The sequence below is a fragment of the Desulfocurvibacter africanus subsp. africanus DSM 2603 genome, from assembly GCF_000422545.1.
GTDB classification, from domain to species: Bacteria; Desulfobacterota; Desulfovibrionia; order Desulfovibrionales; family Desulfovibrionaceae; genus Desulfocurvibacter; species Desulfocurvibacter africanus.
In genome coordinates this window covers 1-18,721 of the sequence record NZ_AULZ01000013.1, presented here as the reverse complement: position 1 = coordinate 18,721, position 18,721 = coordinate 1, and the positions used below count along the sequence as shown (strand labels likewise).

General features: G+C 58.6%; 16 protein-coding genes and 1 tRNA gene. 3 read left to right on the top strand and 14 right to left on the bottom strand.

What is annotated here, in order from left to right:
• Positions 1-2 precede the first annotated feature (2 nt).
• From mlaD to H585_RS0109945, 3 genes are read right to left on the bottom strand one after another with little or no spacing between them, the layout of a single operon-like run.
• Positions 3-470 carry an outer membrane lipid asymmetry maintenance protein MlaD gene (mlaD, locus tag H585_RS0109955; protein ID WP_005982924.1) on the bottom strand — a complete coding sequence of 156 codons (468 nt, stop codon included), beginning with the start codon at positions 468-470 and terminating at the stop codon, positions 3-5.
• The gene (locus tag H585_RS0109950; RefSeq protein WP_027367709.1) at positions 467-1,708 is read right to left on the bottom strand and encodes an ATP-binding cassette domain-containing protein; all 1,242 of its coding nucleotides are present in this window, start codon (positions 1,706-1,708) and stop codon (positions 467-469) included. The genes mlaD and H585_RS0109950 overlap by 4 nt, the downstream gene beginning before the upstream one ends.
• 12 nt (positions 1,709-1,720) lie before the next feature.
• Positions 1,721-2,527, bottom strand: a complete 807-nt coding sequence (locus H585_RS0109945; protein ID WP_027367708.1) for an MlaE family ABC transporter permease — start codon at positions 2,525-2,527, stop codon at positions 1,721-1,723.
• Positions 2,528-2,943: 416 nt separating this feature from the next.
• Here H585_RS0109945 and H585_RS0109940 point away from each other — a divergent pair, with 416 nt between their 5' ends.
• The 3 genes from H585_RS0109940 to H585_RS0109930 all read left to right on the top strand — a co-directional run bounded on the left by H585_RS0109940 (position 2,944) and on the right by H585_RS0109930 (position 6,060).
• Positions 2,944-4,254 carry an OmpP1/FadL family transporter gene (locus H585_RS0109940; protein ID WP_244432519.1) on the top strand — a complete coding sequence of 437 codons (1,311 nt, stop codon included), beginning with the start codon at positions 2,944-2,946 and terminating at the stop codon, positions 4,252-4,254.
• Between the two features lie 118 nt (positions 4,255-4,372).
• The gene (locus tag H585_RS0109935) at positions 4,373-5,332 is read left to right on the top strand and encodes an outer membrane protein (protein ID WP_338042135.1); all 960 of its coding nucleotides are present in this window, start codon (positions 4,373-4,375) and stop codon (positions 5,330-5,332) included.
• A 95-nt stretch (positions 5,333-5,427) separates the two neighbouring features.
• Positions 5,428-6,060 (top strand): DedA family protein, encoded by a 633-nt coding sequence (locus tag H585_RS0109930; RefSeq protein ID WP_014258442.1) that lies wholly within the window; start codon positions 5,428-5,430, stop codon positions 6,058-6,060.
• Positions 6,061-6,372: 312 nt separating this feature from the next.
• On the opposite strand, the gene rpoC is transcribed toward H585_RS0109930, so the two are convergent.
• From rpoC to H585_RS21315, 11 genes are all read right to left on the bottom strand, one after another.
• On the bottom strand, positions 6,373-10,530 hold the full coding sequence (gene rpoC, locus H585_RS0109925; protein ID WP_014258443.1) for a DNA-directed RNA polymerase subunit beta': 4,158 nt from the start codon (positions 10,528-10,530) through the stop codon (positions 6,373-6,375).
• Positions 10,531-10,593: 63 nt separating this feature from the next.
• Complete coding sequence (rpoB, locus tag H585_RS0109920; RefSeq protein ID WP_027367705.1) at positions 10,594-14,700, bottom strand: DNA-directed RNA polymerase subunit beta; 4,107 nt, start codon at positions 14,698-14,700, stop codon at positions 10,594-10,596.
• Between the two features lie 333 nt (positions 14,701-15,033).
• Positions 15,034-15,414, bottom strand: a complete 381-nt coding sequence (rplL, locus tag H585_RS0109910) for a 50S ribosomal protein L7/L12 (protein ID WP_014258445.1) — start codon at positions 15,412-15,414, stop codon at positions 15,034-15,036.
• Between the two features lie 33 nt (positions 15,415-15,447).
• Positions 15,448-15,972, bottom strand: a complete 525-nt coding sequence (gene rplJ / locus H585_RS0109905) for a 50S ribosomal protein L10 (protein WP_014258446.1) — start codon at positions 15,970-15,972, stop codon at positions 15,448-15,450.
• A 163-nt stretch (positions 15,973-16,135) separates the two neighbouring features.
• Positions 16,136-16,846, bottom strand: coding sequence for a 50S ribosomal protein L1 (rplA, locus tag H585_RS0109900; RefSeq protein WP_005982946.1), 711 nt, complete (start codon positions 16,844-16,846; stop codon positions 16,136-16,138).
• A gap of 14 nt (positions 16,847-16,860) precedes the next feature.
• Positions 16,861-17,283: a 50S ribosomal protein L11 gene (gene rplK, locus H585_RS0109895; RefSeq protein ID WP_005982949.1), complete on the bottom strand. Its 423-nt coding sequence runs from the start codon at positions 17,281-17,283 to the stop codon at positions 16,861-16,863.
• Positions 17,284-17,322: 39 nt separating this feature from the next.
• Positions 17,323-17,871, bottom strand: coding sequence for a transcription termination/antitermination protein NusG (nusG, locus tag H585_RS0109890; protein ID WP_005982951.1), 549 nt, complete (start codon positions 17,869-17,871; stop codon positions 17,323-17,325).
• Positions 17,872-17,879: 8 nt separating this feature from the next.
• The gene (gene secE, locus H585_RS0109885) at positions 17,880-18,167 is read right to left on the bottom strand and encodes a preprotein translocase subunit SecE (protein WP_014258447.1); all 288 of its coding nucleotides are present in this window, start codon (positions 18,165-18,167) and stop codon (positions 17,880-17,882) included.
• Positions 18,168-18,183: 16 nt separating this feature from the next.
• A tRNA-Trp gene (locus H585_RS0109880) sits at positions 18,184-18,259 on the bottom strand.
• Positions 18,260-18,307: 48 nt separating this feature from the next.
• Positions 18,308-18,457: a 50S ribosomal protein L33 gene (rpmG, locus tag H585_RS0109875; protein WP_014258448.1), complete on the bottom strand. Its 150-nt coding sequence runs from the start codon at positions 18,455-18,457 to the stop codon at positions 18,308-18,310.
• Between the two features lie 6 nt (positions 18,458-18,463).
• Positions 18,464-18,721, bottom strand: a 258-nt coding sequence (locus tag H585_RS21315) for an EF-Tu C-terminal domain-related protein (RefSeq protein WP_034627746.1), incomplete at its 5' end; no start/stop codon positions are given.

Sequence of the window (18,721 nt, the reverse complement as noted above, 5' to 3'; positions counted from 1 at the left end):
GTTCATTTTTCTTCCTTGCTCCCACCCACGTCGCCGAAGGCGTATTTGCTTATCAGCGACTCGATGTCCAGGGCGGACTCGGTCTCTGTGATAATATCGCCTTCCGCGAGGCTTTCGTCCAGCCCTCCAGGCGAGAGAGCCACGTATTTGTCGCCGATGAGCCCGCTGGTCTTGATCGAGGCTATGGTGTCCTCGGACAGCTTGATTCTTCTCTCAATCTGCATGTCCACCATGGCCATGTAGGTTTCCTGGTCCAGGTATATGCGGGTGATGCTGCCGACCTTGACCCCGGCCATCTCCACCGAGCCGCCGGGGCGCAGGCCGCCCACGGAACTGAAGCGGGCCTTGAGCAGATAGGTGTCAGCGCCGAAGACCTCCAGTCGGCCGAGCTTGATCGTCAGATAGGCCACGCATAGCAGCCCTATAAGCACGAAGATGCCGACGGAGGTTTCCATGGTGTACTTTTTCATTGCGCGATATCGCTCCTGCGCTCCGGGTTTTGGCATTCAAGCTGGGCCAGCACTCGCTGCCGAGCCAGGGCTCCGGCGGCAAGCTCCTTGAGGTCGGCGCCCTGCCGGCCGGGAACGACCCCGGCATGGATGGAAAAGTTGAAGCAGTTTCGGGGATAACTCTTGTGCTGCAGCACATCGAGTTTCTTCAGTTCGCGACCGACCTCTTTGCAAATGTTTTCGGCCTCGCGCACCCCGTTCTCGGGCAGCACCGTGAGGATCTCATCCGTGCTGAAACGCGCGGAGTACCCTGCCCCTCCAACCGTTCGGTCCACGATGCTTGCAAGGGACTGGATGACATGCTGCGCCGCTATGTGGCCCACATGCTCTTCCACGGAGCCGAGATTCTCAATGCGGAAGACGATTATCGCGCCCTGGGATTTGCTGCCGGCAAAACCGCGCAGATAGCGGCGCTCGAAACGCCGGCGGGTATCAAGGCCGGTCAGTTCGTCCTTGAGGGACTGCAAGCTGTTGGCGAATTCCTCCACCACCGGATGATCGAGCTGCTCCAGATCCAGGGGCGAACCCTCGAAGATGAACTTGCGCTCATAGAGGATGGCTATGCGGTTGGAGATGTAAAATACGTCCGGGATGTCGTGGCTCACCAGCACGGCCGTGAAGCCGAAGCGCTTCTGGTAATGGGCGATCATGGACAGCACGGCGTTCTTGCGGATGGGGTCGAGGCCCGTTGTGGGCTCGTCAAAGAGCACGATGGCCGGATCGGTGATGAGCGCCCTGGCCAGGGCCACGCGCTTGGCCATGCCGCCCGAGATCTGCGATGGATACTTGTCCGGCACCTCGGCCAGTTCGAGCTGGCTCATCTTGGCCATGACCTTCTCGCGGATCTCCGTCTCGCTCATGCGAGTCTTCTCTCGCAGCGGCAGGGCGATGTTCTCGAAATTGGTCATGGAGTCGAAGAGCGCGTTGTGCTGGAACATATAGCTGAATTGGCGCTTGACGGCTCTGCGTTCCTCGCCGCTCATGGCGCTCAGGGCCTTGCCGCGAAAGAGAACTTCACCTTCGTCGGGCGTGAGCAGGCCGATGATGTGCTTGAGCAGCACGCTCTTGCCCACTCCGGACTTGCCGATGATGGTCGTGACCTGTCTCTCGTAAATGCACAGGTCGACCTTGTCGAGGATCACACGCTCCCCGAAGGCTTTGGTCACGCCCCGAAATTCGATCAATGGTTCCCTAGCCATGCGCGCTCTCCCTCACAGCAGAAATGATGTGAGTACGTAGTCCCAGACGAGGATGGCCACGCAGGAGATGACCACGGCCGAGGTTGTGGCTTGGCTGACGCCCCGAGCGCCGAATCCGTCCTGGCGCAGATGGGTGAAGTAGCCCTGATAGCAGCAGATGGACGAGACCAGCAGGGCGAAAAACACCGACTTGACGAAGCCGCCGGTGACGTCCTGCATGACCACGTTCGTCTCGATGCGATAGAAGTAGTCGCCGTGACTCAGGTGCAGGAGCGCCACGCCCGATATGTACCCGCCGAGGATGCCGAACACGTTGAACAAGGCCGTGAGCAGGGGAAAGCTTAATAGCGAAGCCGCCATCTTGGGGCTGACCATGAAGCGCACGGGATTGATGTCCATGGTGTCCAGGGCGTCGATCTGCTCCGAGATGCGCATGATGCCGATCTCGGCGGCCATGGCCGATCCCGCGCGAGCCGTGATCATTATGGCCGTCAGCACCGGTCCGAGCTCGCGGATGAGCGAGAGGGCCACGAGCGCTCCCAGCACCCCCTCGGAGCCGAACTTGACCAGAGTGTAATAGCCCTGGAGCCCAAGCACCATGCCCGTGAACATGCCGACCAGCGCAATGACGAAGATGGAGCGCGAGCCGATGAAGTACACTTGCGCGAGTATCTTCCTGAATTGCCACGGCATGGACAGGATATGCCAGAACGCCAGCCCGGTGAAGATGCCCCACCCTCCGAGCTCCCTGACGGCAAGGATGATCTGTCTACCTGCGAAAGCAAACGGAGCACCTAGTATTGCTGCCTGAATCGCCATGTACTCCCCGAATGCCGGCCGACTGCTGTTTTTGCTCACTCCGGCGAGAGCCGGCGGCATGGCGTATGCGTATACGATCGAAACACTTTTCCGGTCAACGAGTATAGGCTATTAGCCGAGCCTTGGCTGAATCAGCCATTGCACGCCCTGCTCCAGCTGGCTGGACTTGGTTCGGCGTCAACGCCGGATTTTAGAATGCATAGCAGTACATGCCTTTGACGGCTTTTGCAAACCCTGTCTGATTTTGTCCTGACTTTAGCTAAATAGTTAGTCATGTAAAGCAATTTCCGCCATATGCAGGTTATTTCCTCTGGCGTTTTCATGTGTTGTCCTGTACTGAGAAGTCCTTCGTACCACAAATAGTCCTTGATACAAATAGTGCAGCCTTCGTATTACCCTTCAACGCAGGAAGAGGTGTGCCCGTGCATTCGTTTCGTCTTGCACTCATTGCAGCGGCTCTAATACTATTCGGCGCATCGTCCGGCTACGGCGCCGGCTTCGCCATGTATGAATACGGCGCTCGTGGCAACGCTCTCGGCGGCGGCCTGGTGGGTCGAGCCGATGATCCCTCGGCCCTGGCTTACAACCCTGCAGGTATTACGCAGTTGGAAGGCACGGGCTTCATGGCTGGCTTCACGACCATCAATCCCGAGGCGAGCGTAGAGATCGACGGGACCACATACGATGCCGAAAGCAAATTCTGGACGCCTCCCCATCTTTACGCGACGCAGCAGTTGAATGATACTTTTTGGCTAGGCTTCGGTGTCTACTCCCGTTACGGCCTGGGCATCGAGTACGACGAGAACTGGGCCGGCCGCTACAACGTGTACGAGGCGAACATCCAGAGCCTGTCCATGAGCCCGACCCTGGCAGTCAAGGTGACTGATTGGCTGTCCGTGGCCGCCGGCCCTGAGATCATGTGGTTTGAGTTCAGTCAGAAGAAGAAGGTTGATCCTACTGTAGTAGCGGGAACCACGAGCCTTGCTACTGATGTAGACGCGCAGCTCGACGGCGACAGCTGGGGATACGGTGGTGTAGCGAGCATACATATCACTCCTGCAGACTGGCTACGCCTTGGTGCCACATATCGGAGCCAAGTCAAGCAAGAGGTAAAAGGTGAAGTTGACTTCACTAAAGGCGCAACGCCTCTTGGTCTTGCGGCATACTATAGCAGCATGTTCAATGACACCGATGCGAGTGGTACAATCACCCTTCCCGATTCATATACATTCGGCGTGGCCGTGTACCCCACGGACAAACTCTCCCTGGAATTTGATGCGATCTACACCCGCTGGTCCAGCTATGATGAATTGAAGATAGAATACGACAAAGCAGTTGTGCCCGCTATTGGCGGAAATCCCGCTGTTAATTCCTATGAATCCCAGAAGGATTGGGACGACGTTTGGCGCTTTCAATTCAGCGCCGAATACGCTCTGCTTGCGTGGCTCGACTTGCGCGCGAGCTATGTCTTCGACGAGAGCCCGATCCCCGATGGTCATGCCGACTACATGGTGCCAGCCAATGACCGACATATGTTCGGCGTAGGCACCGGCTTCCATATCACTGAGAATCTAGACGTGGACCTAGCATACAACTACCTGCACATCACCGACCGAAAGTTCAACCCCACGGCTGAACAGAGTGATGAGAACGTCGCTGGCAGCAGCAATACATTCAAGAACGGCCACGCTCATATGTATGCGCTCAGCGTAGGCTACCGCTTCTAACTCCGCTCCGCTTCTCTTATTCGCTTCTTGACCGGGAAAGGGACCTGCCCTTTCCCGGTTTTTTCTTTATCAAGCACCCTGATCTAGCCATATCCCTGTACTGAGCCAATGTTCTTATATGGCCAAGCAACCGGGCTTTCGACGGACCGTCCACTACGCCAAGGTCCATTTCACCTCATCTGACTTTGGGTGTGAAACGAGACTGTGCCTCAGTGCGCCGTTTTCGTCTCACACGTACAAACCTTGCGCAGACACTCCCTGTCCATGCATGTTCCAATCAAGAGATTCCACGCTTTACGCAAAGTGCATGCATCTTGCTCAACGTCATGTCGCCAGTCGTGGCCATGTAGTTTACGGCCATGACGACCTTATGCGCACATCACAATTCCAAGGGAGAGACGTCGTGAATCGAAGCCTGATGCCATGCCTTACCATTTTGCTGCTTTTGATTTGCTGCGCTGAGCAAGCCACCGCCCAAGGGGTGCATAAGAGCGGGCCGTATGTCGGATTGCGACTGGGACCATCCTTTGTCTTCAGCGACGACATGGAAATCGACGCCGCCGGGCGCGGATACATCCTGTCAGGATCGGATGACGATGAAGGCGTGCTGGGTCTTGGAGTTCTTGGCGGCTACGATTTCTACCCTGCCTACAGGCAACCGATTCGCCTTGAATTGGAGTACATGGGACGCAGCGACTTCGATTATTCCTACGGCAATGGAACCACCAATGTAGACGCGGACATCGGGGTGAGCACGCTTTTCCTGAACGCCTACTATGACTTCCGCACCAGCACCATATGGCAGCCATACGTAGGCATCGGCCTGGGTTCGGCGTTCCATGACATCGATGCCGGCGTATCGGGCAATTATGCCAATTTCAGCGGCGATGACGAATCCTCCGACCTGGCTTGGAACATCGGCGCTGGCGTGGGCCTGCGAGTTAATCCGCGCGTGATGCTCGATCTCGGCTGGCGCTACGCCAACTTCGGCACGGCCAAATACAATGTCCGCGGTAACACTGTAAGCACCGATTTGCGTGCCAGCGAGTTTCTGGCCGGGCTGCGCTACGAGTTCTAGCGCCCGCAATGATCATGGACTCTGTACTCGATATTGCCTATTCATGAGGCGCGCGGCGCACACCACCGACGCCAAGATCACCGCAAGGAGACGGGATGCTGACGGAAACAATCACTCGGTTCGCGGTCCAGTGTCTGGAAGCGACGGGATACCTGGGAGCGGGCTTGCTCATGGCCTTGGAGAGCATGATCGCACCCGTGCCCAGCGAAGCGGTCATGCCCTTCGTGGGCTTCCTCGTGGCTGACGGTCAATGGAGCCTCTGGCCTGCGCTCGCGGTCACAAGCCTCGGCTCCTTGCTTGGCTCGCTGCTCTCCTACCTCATGGGCTACTATGGTGGGAAGCCCGTGGTGCTCAAGCTCGGCAGGTTCCTGCTCCTCGATGCCCACGACCTGGAGATCACCGAGCGCTTCTTTCAGCGCCGCTGCTGCACCTGGGCCGTGTTCGCCAGTCGCTTCGTGCCTGTGATCAGACATCTCATTTCCATCCCTGCCGGCGTCGGCCGCATGAAGCTATTGCCATTCATGGCCGTCACGGTCGTCGGCGCCACGCTCTGGAACGGCTTTCTGCTCGCGTGCGGCATGCTGCTGCGCGAACACTGGGGCATTGTGCAGCGCTACTCACACCAGGTCGATATTGTCGTGGTCCTGCTCATGGGCTTGGCCGCAGCCTGTTTCATCTATATGCGTCTGCGATCCAAGCGGATCGCCCCTGTGCCGACCGGCGAGTAGTCCCGCCGTCACCAGCCTCCTGATAATGAAAGGGCTTGCGGTTTGAGCCGCAAGCCCTTCTTTCGTTTTCCTAGAGCAGATCGCTTTTAAGACGCCCGCTCCGGCGTTGACGGCGCAAGTGAATTGCGCCTACGCCTATGCGGCGGCAAGCCATGCCGACGCATGGCTTGCAGAGCATTTTTAAAAAGCAAAATGCTCTATACCTTGAGTAACCCTCGCCGTTCCCGCTCGGAGCACCCCAAAGCCGCCATAAAAAAGCAGGGCCGCCCGAAGGCGACCCTGCATGCTTGCTTGATATGGAGTACGGACCGGCTATTCGCGATCCGCCACACCCAGGGGTTCGTCCAGTTCCTCCAGGAACTTGTCGGGACGCTCGGCCTGGTCGGGCACATCGATCTCGGCCTCCATGTAGCGCCGGTATCCGGTGCCGGCCGGGATGAGCCGACCCACGATGACGTTTTCCTTGAGGCCGCGCAGTGCGTCCTCCTTGCCCTGGAGCGACGCCTCGGTAAGCACCTTGGTGGTCTCCTGGAAGGAGGCCGCGGAGATGAACGAGTCGGTGGTCAAGGAGGCCTGGGTGATGCCCAGCACCAGAGGCTCGGCCACGGCGGCCTTGCGGCCGTCAGCGATGCACTGCTGGTTCTCCTCCATGAACTTGTGCTTGTCCACCTGCTCGCCGGCCAGGAATGTCGTGTCGCCCGGATCGGTGACACTGACCTTCTTGAGCATCTGGCGCACGATGATCTCGATGTGCTTGTCGTCGATGCTCACGCCCTGGAAGCGGTACACGTCCTGGATCTCTTCCACCAGGTAGCGGGCCAGAACCTTCTCACCCTTGATCTTGAGGATGTCGTGCAGTTCGGGATAGCCCTCGGTAAGCAGCTCGCCCGATTCCACGAAGTCGCCCTCGCTCACGGTGATGTGCTTGCCCTTGGGGATGAGGTATTCCTTGGAGTCGCCGGTCTCGGGCGTGACGATGATCTTGCGTTTGCCCTTGGTGTCCGGACCGAAGGAAACCACGCCGTCGATCTCCGAGACCACGGCCAGATCCTTGGGCTTGCGAACTTCGAACAGCTCGGCCACGCGCGGGAGACCACCCACGATGTCCTTGGTCTTCGACGTTTCGCGGGGCTTGCGCGCTATGATGTCGCCGGCCTTCACGAAGTCGCCGTCGCGGATCATGATGATAGCGCCCACCGGCAACTGGAAGGTGGCGTTGACCATGCTATCGGGCCGCACCTTGACCCTGCCCTCTTCGTCCACGATGGAGATCGCGGGCTTGAAGTTGGTGGAGCGGTACTCGATGATGGTCTGCGTAGTGCGCTTGGTGGCCTCGTCCATCTTCTCTTGGTAGGTCTTGCCTTCCACGATATCCGAGAAGCGCACCGTGCCCTCGACGTCGGACACGAAGGGTTCGTTGAAAGGGTCCCACTCGGCCAGCATCTGGCCCTTCTTGATCAGCGACTCGGACTCCACGAACAGCTTGGCGCCGGAAGGCAACAGGTACTTCTCACGCTCGCGGCCCTGCTCGTCCACGATTGACAGCTGGCCGCTCTTGTTGAGCACCATCCAGTTGCCCTCGGCGTTCTTGACCGTCTTCACGCGGTGCAGCACGGCACGGCCGTTATGGCCGGACTCGACGCTGGAACGCTCGATTTCGCGGCTTGCCGTGCCGCCGATGTGGAACGTACGCATGGTCAACTGCGTGCCGGGCTCGCCGATGGACTGGGCGGCGATGATTCCGACAGTTTCACCAACGTTGACCAGACGTCCGCGGGCCAGGTCGCGGCCGTAGCACATGGCGCACACGCCATGGCTGCTGGCGCAGGTCAGACCCGAGCGGATGGTCATGGAGTTGAGCGCGGCATCGTCGATCTTCAGGGCCACCTGCTCGTCGATGACCGTGTTGGCGGGAATGATCAACTCGCCCTTTTCGTCATCGTAGATGTCAAACATGGTCACGCGGCCAAGCACGCGCTCCGACAGCTTCTGCTTGATGTCGCCGCCCTTGATGAGGTGCGAGACCTCCAGGCCGTCGACTGTGCCGCAGTCTATCTCACTGATGATGACATCCTGCACGACATCCACCAGACGACGGGTCAGGTAGCCGGAGTTCGCGGTCTTGAGCGCCGTATCGGCCAAGCCCTTTCGCGCGCCGTGCGTGGAGTTGAAGTACTGCAGAACCGAGAGGCCCTCGCGGAAACAGCTCGTGATGGGCGTCTCGATAATCTCGCCCGAAGGCTTGGCCATGAGGCCGCGCATGCCGGCAAGCTGGCGCATCTGGTCCTGGTTACCTCGGGCGCCCGAGGTTACCATCATATAGATCGGGTTGAAGCTGGAGTTGGCTTCCTTCTTCCCGGTCTTGGGGTCCACCAGGATGTCGATGGAGATCTCTCTCATCATCTCCTTGGCCACATCGTTGGTGCACTTGGTCCAGACGTCCACCACCTTGTTGTACTTCTCAGTACGCGTGATGATGCCTTCCTGGTACTGGCGCTCGATATCATCCACCTCATCATGGGAGGCCTGCAACAGCGGAGCTTTCTTCGCCGGGATGCTCAGGTCCTTGACGCCGATGGTCACGCCGGCGCGAGTCGCGTACTCGTAACCCATGTCCTTGAGGCGGTCGCAGAGGATGACCGTGGCCTTGATGCCGGAGGTGCGGTAAGCCTCGCTGACCAGACGGGCGATGTTCTTCTTGTTGAGCACCACGTTGCCCATCTCGAAGGTCATCTCCGCGGGTAGGATCTCGCTCACGATCACGCGGCCAGGCGTGGTGTCGTGCAGCTTGCCGTCGATACGCACCTTGATGCGCGAGTGCAGGTCCACGACTTCGTTATCGACAGCCGCGATGACCTCCATCTGATCGGCGAAGATCTTTCCCTCGCCCCTGCTGAAGGAGCGCTCCACGGTCAGGTAATACAGACCGAGCACTATGTCCTGGCTCGGGTTGATGATGGGCGAACCGTTGGAGGGCGAGAGAATGTTGTTGGTGCTCATCATAAGCACGCGGCACTCGATCTGCGCCTCCACGGACAGCGGAACGTGCACGGCCATCTGGTCACCGTCGAAGTCGGCGTTGTACGCCGAGCAGACCAGCGGGTGCAGACGGATGGCCTTGCCCTCGACCAGCAGCGGCTCGAAGGACTGGATGCCCAAGCGGTGCAGGGTCGGCGCGCGGTTGAGCATGATGGGATACTCGCGCACGACCTCTTCCAGGATGTCCCAGACCACCAGCTCTTCGCGCTCGACCATCTTCTTCGCGCTCTTGATGGTCGAGGCGTAGCCCCGCTCCTCAAGCTTGGAGTAGATGAAGGGCTTGAACAGCTCCAGGGCCATCTTCTTGGGCAAGCCGCACTGATGCAGCTTGAGCTTGGGGCCCACCACGATGACCGAACGGCCGGAGTAGTCCACGCGCTTGCCGAGCAGGTTCTGGCGGAAGCGGCCCTGCTTACCCTTGATCATGTCCGACAGGGACTTGAGCGGGCGGCCGTTGGTGCCGGTGATGGCCCGGCCGCGGCGGCCGTTGTCGAACAGGGCGTCCACCGCCTCCTGGAGCATGCGCTTCTCGTTGCGGATGATGATATCCGGCGCGCCCAGCTCCAGCAGCCTTTTCAGGCGGTTGTTACGGTTGATAACCCTGCGGTACAAATCGTTCAGGTCGGAGGTGGCGAAGCGGCCGCCGTCCAGCGGCACCAGGGGCCGCAGTTCGGGCGGGATGACCGGAACGACTTCCATGATCATCCACTCGGGCTTGTTGCCCGAATCGCTGAACGCCTCCACGATCTTGAGCCGCTTGGTCAGCTTCTTCTTTTTGGTCTGCGACTTGGTGGTCTGCGACTCTTCGCGCAGTTCAACTCGCATCTTCTCCAGGTCCAGCTCTTCCAGCAGAGCGCGCACGGCCTCGGCGCCCATGCCCACGCTGATGGCTTCCTCGCCGTAGTGGTCGATGACCTGAAGGTACTGGTCCTCGGAAATGACCTGATACTTGGACAGGTTCGTATCCCGAGGATCCATGACTACATATGAATCAAAGTAAAGCACCTTCTCAAGATCGGCCATGGTCATATCGAGCAGGGTGCCGATCTTGGAGGGCAAGGTCTTGAGGAACCAGATGTGCGCCACGGGCGCGGCCAACTCGATGTGGCCCATGCGCTCGCGCCGCACCTTGGATGCGATGACCTCAACGCCGCACTTCTCGCAAACGATGCCACGGTGCTTCATGCGCTTGTACTTGCCGCAATTGCACTCGTAGTCCTTCACCGGCCCAAAGATCTTGGCGCAGAAGAGGCCATCGCGCTCCGGCTTGAATGTCCGGTAGTTGATGGTCTCCGGCTTCTTCACCTCGCCAAAGGACCACTCGCGGATCTTCTCGGGCGACGCGATGGAGATCTTCATGGCCTTTATTCCCTGGGCGGGAATGCTCGTGGCCGAGGTCTGGCGGAATGCGAACAGATCATCCAACGTCATATTTAAACCCTCGCACTATCAAGGTTGCGAATCATGCCAAGGAGCCTTGTCCGCAAGCCATGGCTACCTTTCAGGAGCCCGGTTCTTGCCGACTCTTTTGCGCTCCTCGGGGATGAGCGTCACGTCGAGGCCCAGAGACATGAGTTCCTTGACCAGGACGTTGAAGGACTCGGGCAGGCCCGATTCCAGGAAGTTCTCTCCCTTGACGATCTTCTCGTACATCTTGACGCGCCCGGTGACATCGTCGGACTTGACCGTCAGGAACTCCTGCAGGAGGTTGGCCGCGCCGTAAGCCTCCAGAGCCCAGACTTCCATTTCGCCAAGCCGCTGGCCGCCAAACTGGGCCTTGCCGCCAAGGGGCTGCTGCGTCACCAGAGAGTATGGGCCCGTTGAGCGGGCGTGAATCTTTTCATCCACCAAGTGGTGCAGCTTGAGCATGTACATGACGCCCACGGTAACCCTGTTGTGCAGCATATCACCGGTGCGGCCGTCGAAAAGCACGCTCTTTCCGTCATCGGGCAGGCCGGCTTTCTTGAGCAGGCCCCATATGTCATCCTCGCTGGCTCCATCGAAGACCGGTGTCTTGCATACGAAGCCGTTGCGAATCTCTTGCAGGCTGGCCTTGAGTTCTTCGGAGTCCATGGCGTCGATAAGCTCGCCCATGTCCGTGAAGATCTCCTTGGCCTGTTGACGCAGAACCTCGTCGGCCGCGCCGGAATCAACCAACTCCGCAAGCTGCTTGCCGAGTTCCTTGGCGGCCCAGCCAAGGTGCGTTTCCATGATCTGGCCGATGTTCATGCGCGAAGGCACGCCAAGCGGGTTGAGCACGATGTCCATGGGGGTGCCGTCGGCGAAGAAGGGCATATCCTCCGCGGGAAGGATGTTGGAAACAACGCCCTTGTTACCGTGACGGCCGGCCATCTTGTCGCCCACACTCAACTTACGCTTAACGGCGATGTAAACCTTGACCATCTTGATCACGCCCGGAGGCAGATCGTCACCCTCGGTGACCTTGGTCTTCTTGCGCTCGTAGACATTGCGAATGAAGCGCACCTGACGCTCGTAGTCGTCAAGGATCTGCTTCACGGACTCGTTGGTGTCGCGGCTGACGAACATGCCGGCCAGCTTCTTGAGCGGCAACTGCTCCAGGACTTCCATGGTCAGGGACTTGTTCTCCTCCAGGAGCACTTCGCCCTTCTTCTTGCCCATGATGGTCTGGTTAACGCGATTATTTTCCGCCACGCCCCATATACGCCGGATCGTGGCTTCGTTGAGGCCCTGAATATGCTGAGTCTCCATACGGTCGAGCTTATGCAGCTCGTAATCCTCGATGAGCTTGGTGCGCTCATCCTTGTCGCTGGAGCGGCGGTTGAAAACCTTAACGTCGATGATCGTGCCCTCGATTCCAGGCGGAACCTTGAGGGAAGTGTTCTTCACGTCGCGGGCCTTGTCGCCGAAGATGGCGCGCAAGAGCTTCTCTTCCGGGGTCAACTGCGTCTCACCCTTGGGTGTGATCTTTCCCACCAGGATATCATCGGGCGCGATCTTGGCGCCGATGCGGATGATGCCCGACTCGTCGAGGTTTCTGAGCATCTCCTCGCCGACGTTGGGAATGTCGCGAGTGACCTCTTCAGGTCCCAGCTTGGTATCGCGGGCCACCAGCTCGAACTCCTCAATGTGCACGGAGGTGAACACATCCTCCTTGACCACACGCTCGGAGATCAGGATGGAGTCCTCGTAGTTGTAACCGCACCAGGGCATGAAGGCCACGAGCAGGTTCTTGCCCAGGGCCAAGTCGCCGTCCTGGATGCCAGGTCCGTCAGCGAGCACTGCGCCCTTCTTGACCACTTGGCCGGGATGGACCCGCGGCTTCTGGCCGAAGGACGAGTTCTGGTTGGACTTATGATACTTCTGCAACTCGTAGGAGCGCACGCCACCGGATTCGGGGAAGACCTCTCCGTCATAGACCACGACCACGCGGTCGGCATCGGCATAGGACACGACGCCATCGTGCTCGGCCAGCAGGCAGGCGCCTGAGTCGCGGGCCACGGTGCCTTCCATGCCCGTGCCGACCAGCGGCTTTTCGGTGCTGATGAGCGGCACGGCCTGACGCTGCATGTTGGAGCCCATGAGCGCGCGGTTGGCGTCGTCGTGCTCCAGGAAAGGAATCAACGCAGCGGAGATGGACACGATCTGGCCAGGCGAGATGTCCATGAGCGTGATGTCTTCACGCGGGGCCATGAACACGTCACCCTTGATACGCGCAGTAACCAGCGGTTCCGCGAAAGAGCGGCTCTCGTCCAGCGGCGCGTTGGCCTGAGCAATGACATGATCGGCCTCGCGGGAGGCATCCAGATAATGGATCTCGTCCGTGACCTGGGCGTTCCTGATAACGCGGTAAGGCGTCTCGATGAAACCGTAATCATTGACCCGAGAGAGTGTGGTCAGCGAGACGATAAGACCGATGTTCGGTCCTTCCGGCGTCTCGATGGGGCAAATGCGTCCGTAGTGCGAGGTGTGCACGTCGCGCACCTCGAAGCCGGCGCGCTCGCGGGTCAGACCGCCGGGTCCGAGAGCCGAAAGCCTGCGCTTGTGGGTCACCTCGGACAGTGGATTGGTCTGATCCATGAACTGGGACAGCTGCGAGGTTCCGAAGAACTCCTTGAGCACGGCTGCCACAGGCTTGGGATTGATAAGGTCGTGCGGCATGAGCGTGGCGACCTCTTGCAGGCTCATGCGCTCCTTGATCGCCCGCTCCATGCGCACCAAGCCGATGCGGTACTGGTTTTCCACCAGCTCGCCAACGGGCCTGACGCGACGGTTGCCCAGGTGGTCGATATCGTCGGCCGGGCCATGCGTGTCCTTGAGGAAGGCGAGCTGCTTGATGGCGCTCAGGATATCCTCGTTGGACAAAGTACGCTCGTCCAGAGGCCTGTCCAGGCTCAGACGCGCATTGAGCTTGTAGCGGCCCACGGGAGACAGATCGTAGTAGTCCGCGTTGCGGAACAGATTCTCGAAGAAGCTGGCCGCGATCTCGGGGGTCGGCGGAGAACTGGGGCGAAGGCGACGATAGATCTCAACCTGAGCCTGCTCAAGGTTGTCGGTCTTGTCCAGCATGAGCGTGTCGCGCAGGGACGAAGAGACATCCGCGCCGCGGGTGTACAGAGCCTGGAAGGTGCTCAGGGACGAGCGGCGCAGGTTCTCAAGCATATCGAGATGGATTTCCTCGCCGGCCTCGCCGATGACCTCACCAGTCTCGGTATCCACGATATCCGTGGCCAGGAAAAGGCCGAACAGCAAGTTGGGATCGATCTCGAATTCCTTGATCCCGGCCTCGCCTATCAGGCGCCAATGGCGCTTGGTGATGGGCTTGCCAGCCTTGGCGATGACCTCGCCCTTTGCGTCCACTATGTCGGCAAAGGCGTTGTCCTTGCGGTAGGATTTGGGATCGAATTGCAAGAATACCCGTTCGCCGTCCAGACGGTAAGTCTCGCGCTCGTAGAAGTAGTCCAGGATATCCTGCTTGGTAAGGCCCATGGCCTTGAACAGTATGGTCGCGGGCATCTTCCGGCGACGGTCGATGCGCACGTACAGGATGTCCTTGTGGTCGTAATCGAAATCCAGCCAACTGCCGCGCATGGGGATGACACGGCAGGAGTACAGCACGCGCTTGCTGGAGTGTGTCTTGCCGGAATCGTGCTCGAAGATGATGCCGGGCGACCGCTGGAGCTGGTTGACGATGACACGCTCGGTTCCATTAATGATGAAGGTGCCCTTCTCGGTCATCAACGGGATTGTGCCGAAATAAATATCCTGTTCCTTGATGTCGCGGATGGTCCGGTTGCCGGACTCCTCGTCCACGTCATAGACCACCAGGCGGACCTTGATGCGTATGGGCGCTTCGTAGGTCAGGCCCTTGGAGATGCACTCGACCTGATCGAACTTGGGTTCGCCGATCTCATAGCTTACGTAATCGAGGCTGGCGGTCTTGTTAAAGTCCTCGATGGGGAACACCGAGCGGAAGACGCCCTCCAGGCCGTAGTCCTCCCGGCTTGCCGGCGGGACATCCATCTGCAGGAACTGCATGTAAGAATCAATCTGCAAGTTCAGCAAATGTGGTATGGATAACGCGTAGCTTATTTTCCCGAACTGTTTGGCAAGTTGGCCCATGGTATCCTCATCAACCTAGTTTCGGTTAACTGGGAGTATGCCCGATATTGTTGACACGCCGATGATTTCGGAGGTATCGGCGCGGTTGTATGCTCCTGGGAAGACGTCGCACAAATTGCAATGTGCGGACGTTGTGAGTGTGGACATCGAAGTGTTCATGGTCAAGGGTGTGACCTTCCTCTAAAATCCTACACGATCGGTCCACAAAGAGCGAGACTAGATTAAGACAACCTTGAGCACTGCTCAGCGCAAGGCTTCTCAAAACGGGTAAAAGAGCGCAAGACTCCCTGCGGAGCCCTGCGCTCTTCCCGTCTAAAGGAAAGAAGTAGTAATCTACTTGACTTCGACTTCAGCGCCAGCCTCTTCAAGCTGCTTCTTTGCAGCCTGGGCGTCATCCTTGGACACGCCTTCCTTGATGGCGGAAGGAGTGCCGTCAACCTTGTCCTTGGCTTCCTTGAGGCCAAGACCGGTGAGAGCGCGCACGACCTTGATGACGGCGATCTTGTTGCTGCCGGCACCCTTGAGGATAACGTCGAACTCGGTCTTCTCCTCGACTGCCTCGGCGGGAGCGGCCGCGGGCATGGCAGCCATGGCCATCGGGGCCGCGGCGGACACGCCGAACTTCTCCTCGAGCTCCTTGATGAACTGGGACAGCTCGAGCACGGTCATGCCGGCGATGAAATCGACTACTTGCTCTTTGGTGATATCAGCCATTTGGGATACTCCTCTCGAATGTGTTACGCTTGTTTAGGCTGCCTCGGCCTTCTTGTCCTTGAGCGCGGTCAGGACATTGAGCAGGCCGCGGGGCACGTTGGCCAACAGCGAGACAAAGTTGGTGGGCACGGCGTTCATGGTGCCAAGGACCATGCCGAGCAGTTGCTGCTTGCCGGGGAGCTTGGCCAGATCCTGGACTTGGGCTTCGGTCAGAAGCTTGCCTTCCAAGCTGGCGAAACGCACGGAGAACTTCTTGTTGACCTTGGCGTACTCAACCAGGGTCTTAGCCACGACAACCGGATCGTCAAACCCGAAAGCTATGGCGTTGTTCTCCTTGAGGCGTTCCCCAAGGGGCTTGTGCATGCCGCTGGAAGTGGCAATGCGAGCCAAGGTGTTCTTGACCACGGCGTAGTCCACGCCTGATTCGCGCAGCTTAACGCGAAGCTCGGTGATCTCTTCAACCTTGATGCCCTTGAAGTCCGTGACCACACAAATGCTCGCCCGGTCGGCTCTCGCCTTGATCTGGTCGATAATCTGCGCTTTTTCCGACCTGTTCACGTGTCTCTCCTGGATTAGGAGGTTAACCGGGCGGGAGAGGAGCCAATCAGTCTACCGCGGGAGATTAAGGGCCTTCGCCCGCCAGCGGTCTTGGACTCACTATCCCATGGGTATTCTATATATTATAATCAAGACTAAGCTAAAAAGCCTAGCCCGCCTTTACCTAACCCTCGACAAACTTGCGAGCTTCGACCGAGTCGATCCTGAAGCCAGGTCCCATGGTCGTGCTTACAGCCATGCCCTTGATATACGTGCCTTTAGCCGTGGAGGGCTTGAGGCGCAGGATCTGATCGGCGATCGCCTTGAGGTTTTCCAAAATCTTGCCGGGCCCAAAGGAAACCTTGCCCAGAGGGGCATGCAGCACGCCGGCCTTGTCAACCTTGAACTCAACCTTACCGGCCATCTGCTCCGAGACCGCCTTGGCGAGGTCAAAGGTAACCGTACCGGTCTTGGCATTGGGCATGAGTCCGCGGGGACCCAGCACGCGGCCGATTTTACCGACCTGAGCCATCATATCAGGCGTCGCGATGGCTTTGTCAAATTCGAGCCAACCGCCCTGAATCTTCTCGATCAGGTCCTCGGCGCCAACGAAGTCGGCACCGGCGGCCTTGGCTTCGGCCTGCTTCTCGCCCTGGCAGAACACGGCGATGCGCACAGTCTTGCCCAGACCGTTCGGCAGCGAGACAGCGCCGCGCACCATCTGGTCGGAGTATTTGGGATTCACGCCGAGATTGAAGGAAATATCCACAGTCTCATCAAACTTGGCGTAGGCCCTCTCGACGGCATGCTTTACGGCCTCTTCAACCGAAAAGCGCTGCTCGAGAATATCGAGTCCTTCAATTGCCTTACGAAACTTTTTACCATGCTTGGGCATCTTTGGATCCTCTCCTACACGACATCTATGCCCATGCTGCGGGCGGTACCCATGATGGAGCGGACGGCAGCGTCCAGATCCTTGGCCGTCAGGTCCGGCAACTTCAGCTTAGCAATCTCGCGGACCTGGTCCATGGTGACTTTGCCAACCTTGTTGCGGTTGGGTTCACCGGAACCCTTCTCCAGCTTGGCGGCTTTCATGACGAGCACGCTAGCCGGCGGCGTCTTGGTGATGAAGGAGAATGACCGGTCAGCATAGACGGTGATGATGACCGGAATAATCATGCCCTTCTGGTCCTGCGTCTTGGCGTTGAATGCCTTGCAGAACTCCATGATGTTCACACCTTGCTGGCCCAGGGCCGGGCCTACCGGTGGCGACGGATTCGCCGCGCCGGCCGGAATCTGCAATTTGACTTTGCCAGTGATTTTCTTGGCCATTGTCTTTTAAACCTCAACGCTTGCCGTTGCTTGTAGCCACTAGCTCTTGCTCACCTGGACGAAATCGAGCTCAACGGGGGTCTGGCGCCCAAAAATGGATACCGAGACCTTGAGCTTGCCCTTGTCGTAATTGACTTCCTCGACAGAGCCGTTGAAGCCGCTGAAAGGGCCGTCAATAACCCTGACTTCGTCGCCGCGTTCGAAGTGGAACTTTGGCCTGGGTTTTTCCTGCCGCTGTTCCATCATCGTCAAAATTTTCTGGGCTTCGCTGTCGCGCATAGGCGTGGGTCGGTTCTTACCTCCCACAAAACCCGTGACTCTGGGGATGGTCTGTACAAGATGCCAAGAGAAGTCCGTCATGATCATTTGAACCATGATATAGCCGGGATAGAACTTACGCGTACTCGTACGCTTTTCGCCCTTGACCAGCTCAATGACCTTCTCCGTGGGCACCACCACTTCCTTGATGAGTCCCTGCTCCTGCCCGGTGCGCATCATTTCGCGGATGGTCTGCTCCACACGATGCTCGAATCCCGAGTAGGTGTGCACGATGTACCAGCGTGCTTTAGTATCGTTGGTTTCACTCATGCATACACCTAGGACAGGACTACCTGAATCAGTTTGGATAGCAGGGAATCTACCACTCCCAGGAAAATGCCCATGAGTGCGACCACGACGAGCACCGCAATAGTGGTCGCAGTGACCTCCTTGCGGGTAGGCCAAACCACTTTCTTGAGCTCACCCTTGGACTGCTCGAAGAACTCGCGCAACTCAGAAACGCGAGTACCAATGGTATTGGCTTCCGGCTTCGCTGCAACCTGGGTCTTGCCAGGCTGGACAGTCTTTTTGGTCTCTTCGGTGGTCGTCTTTGTCTGCTTAGCCATGGCCATCCCAAATTTGTGGCAGGCCAGGAGGGATTTGAACCCCCAACCCCCGGATTTGGAGTCCGGTGCTCTACCGTTAGAGCTACTGGCCTATCAGATTGCGCCTGGGGCCAAGAGCCCCAGGCGGATCAACCAAATGCTTACTTCACTTCCTTGTGCGCCGTGTGCTTACGGTCCCACGGGCAGTACTTGTTCAGCTCAAGTCGCTCGGAAGTGTTTTTCTTGTTCTTCATTGTAGCGTAGTTGCGACGCTTGCACTCGGTGCATTGCAACTGAATATTGATTCGCATCTGTATTTACTCCGTGATTTCGGAGACAACGCCGGCGCCCACGGTGCGTCCGCCCTCGCGGATGGCGAAGCGCAGGCCCTTCTCCATGGCGATGGGGGCGATCAGCTCGACCATGAACGTGGCATTGTCGCCGGGCATGACCATCTCCACGCCCTCGGCCAGGGTCACCACACCGGTGATGTCCGTGGTGCGGAAATAGAACTGCGGACGATATCCGGAGAAGAACGGCGTATGACGGCCGCCCTCTTCCTTGGACAGAATGTA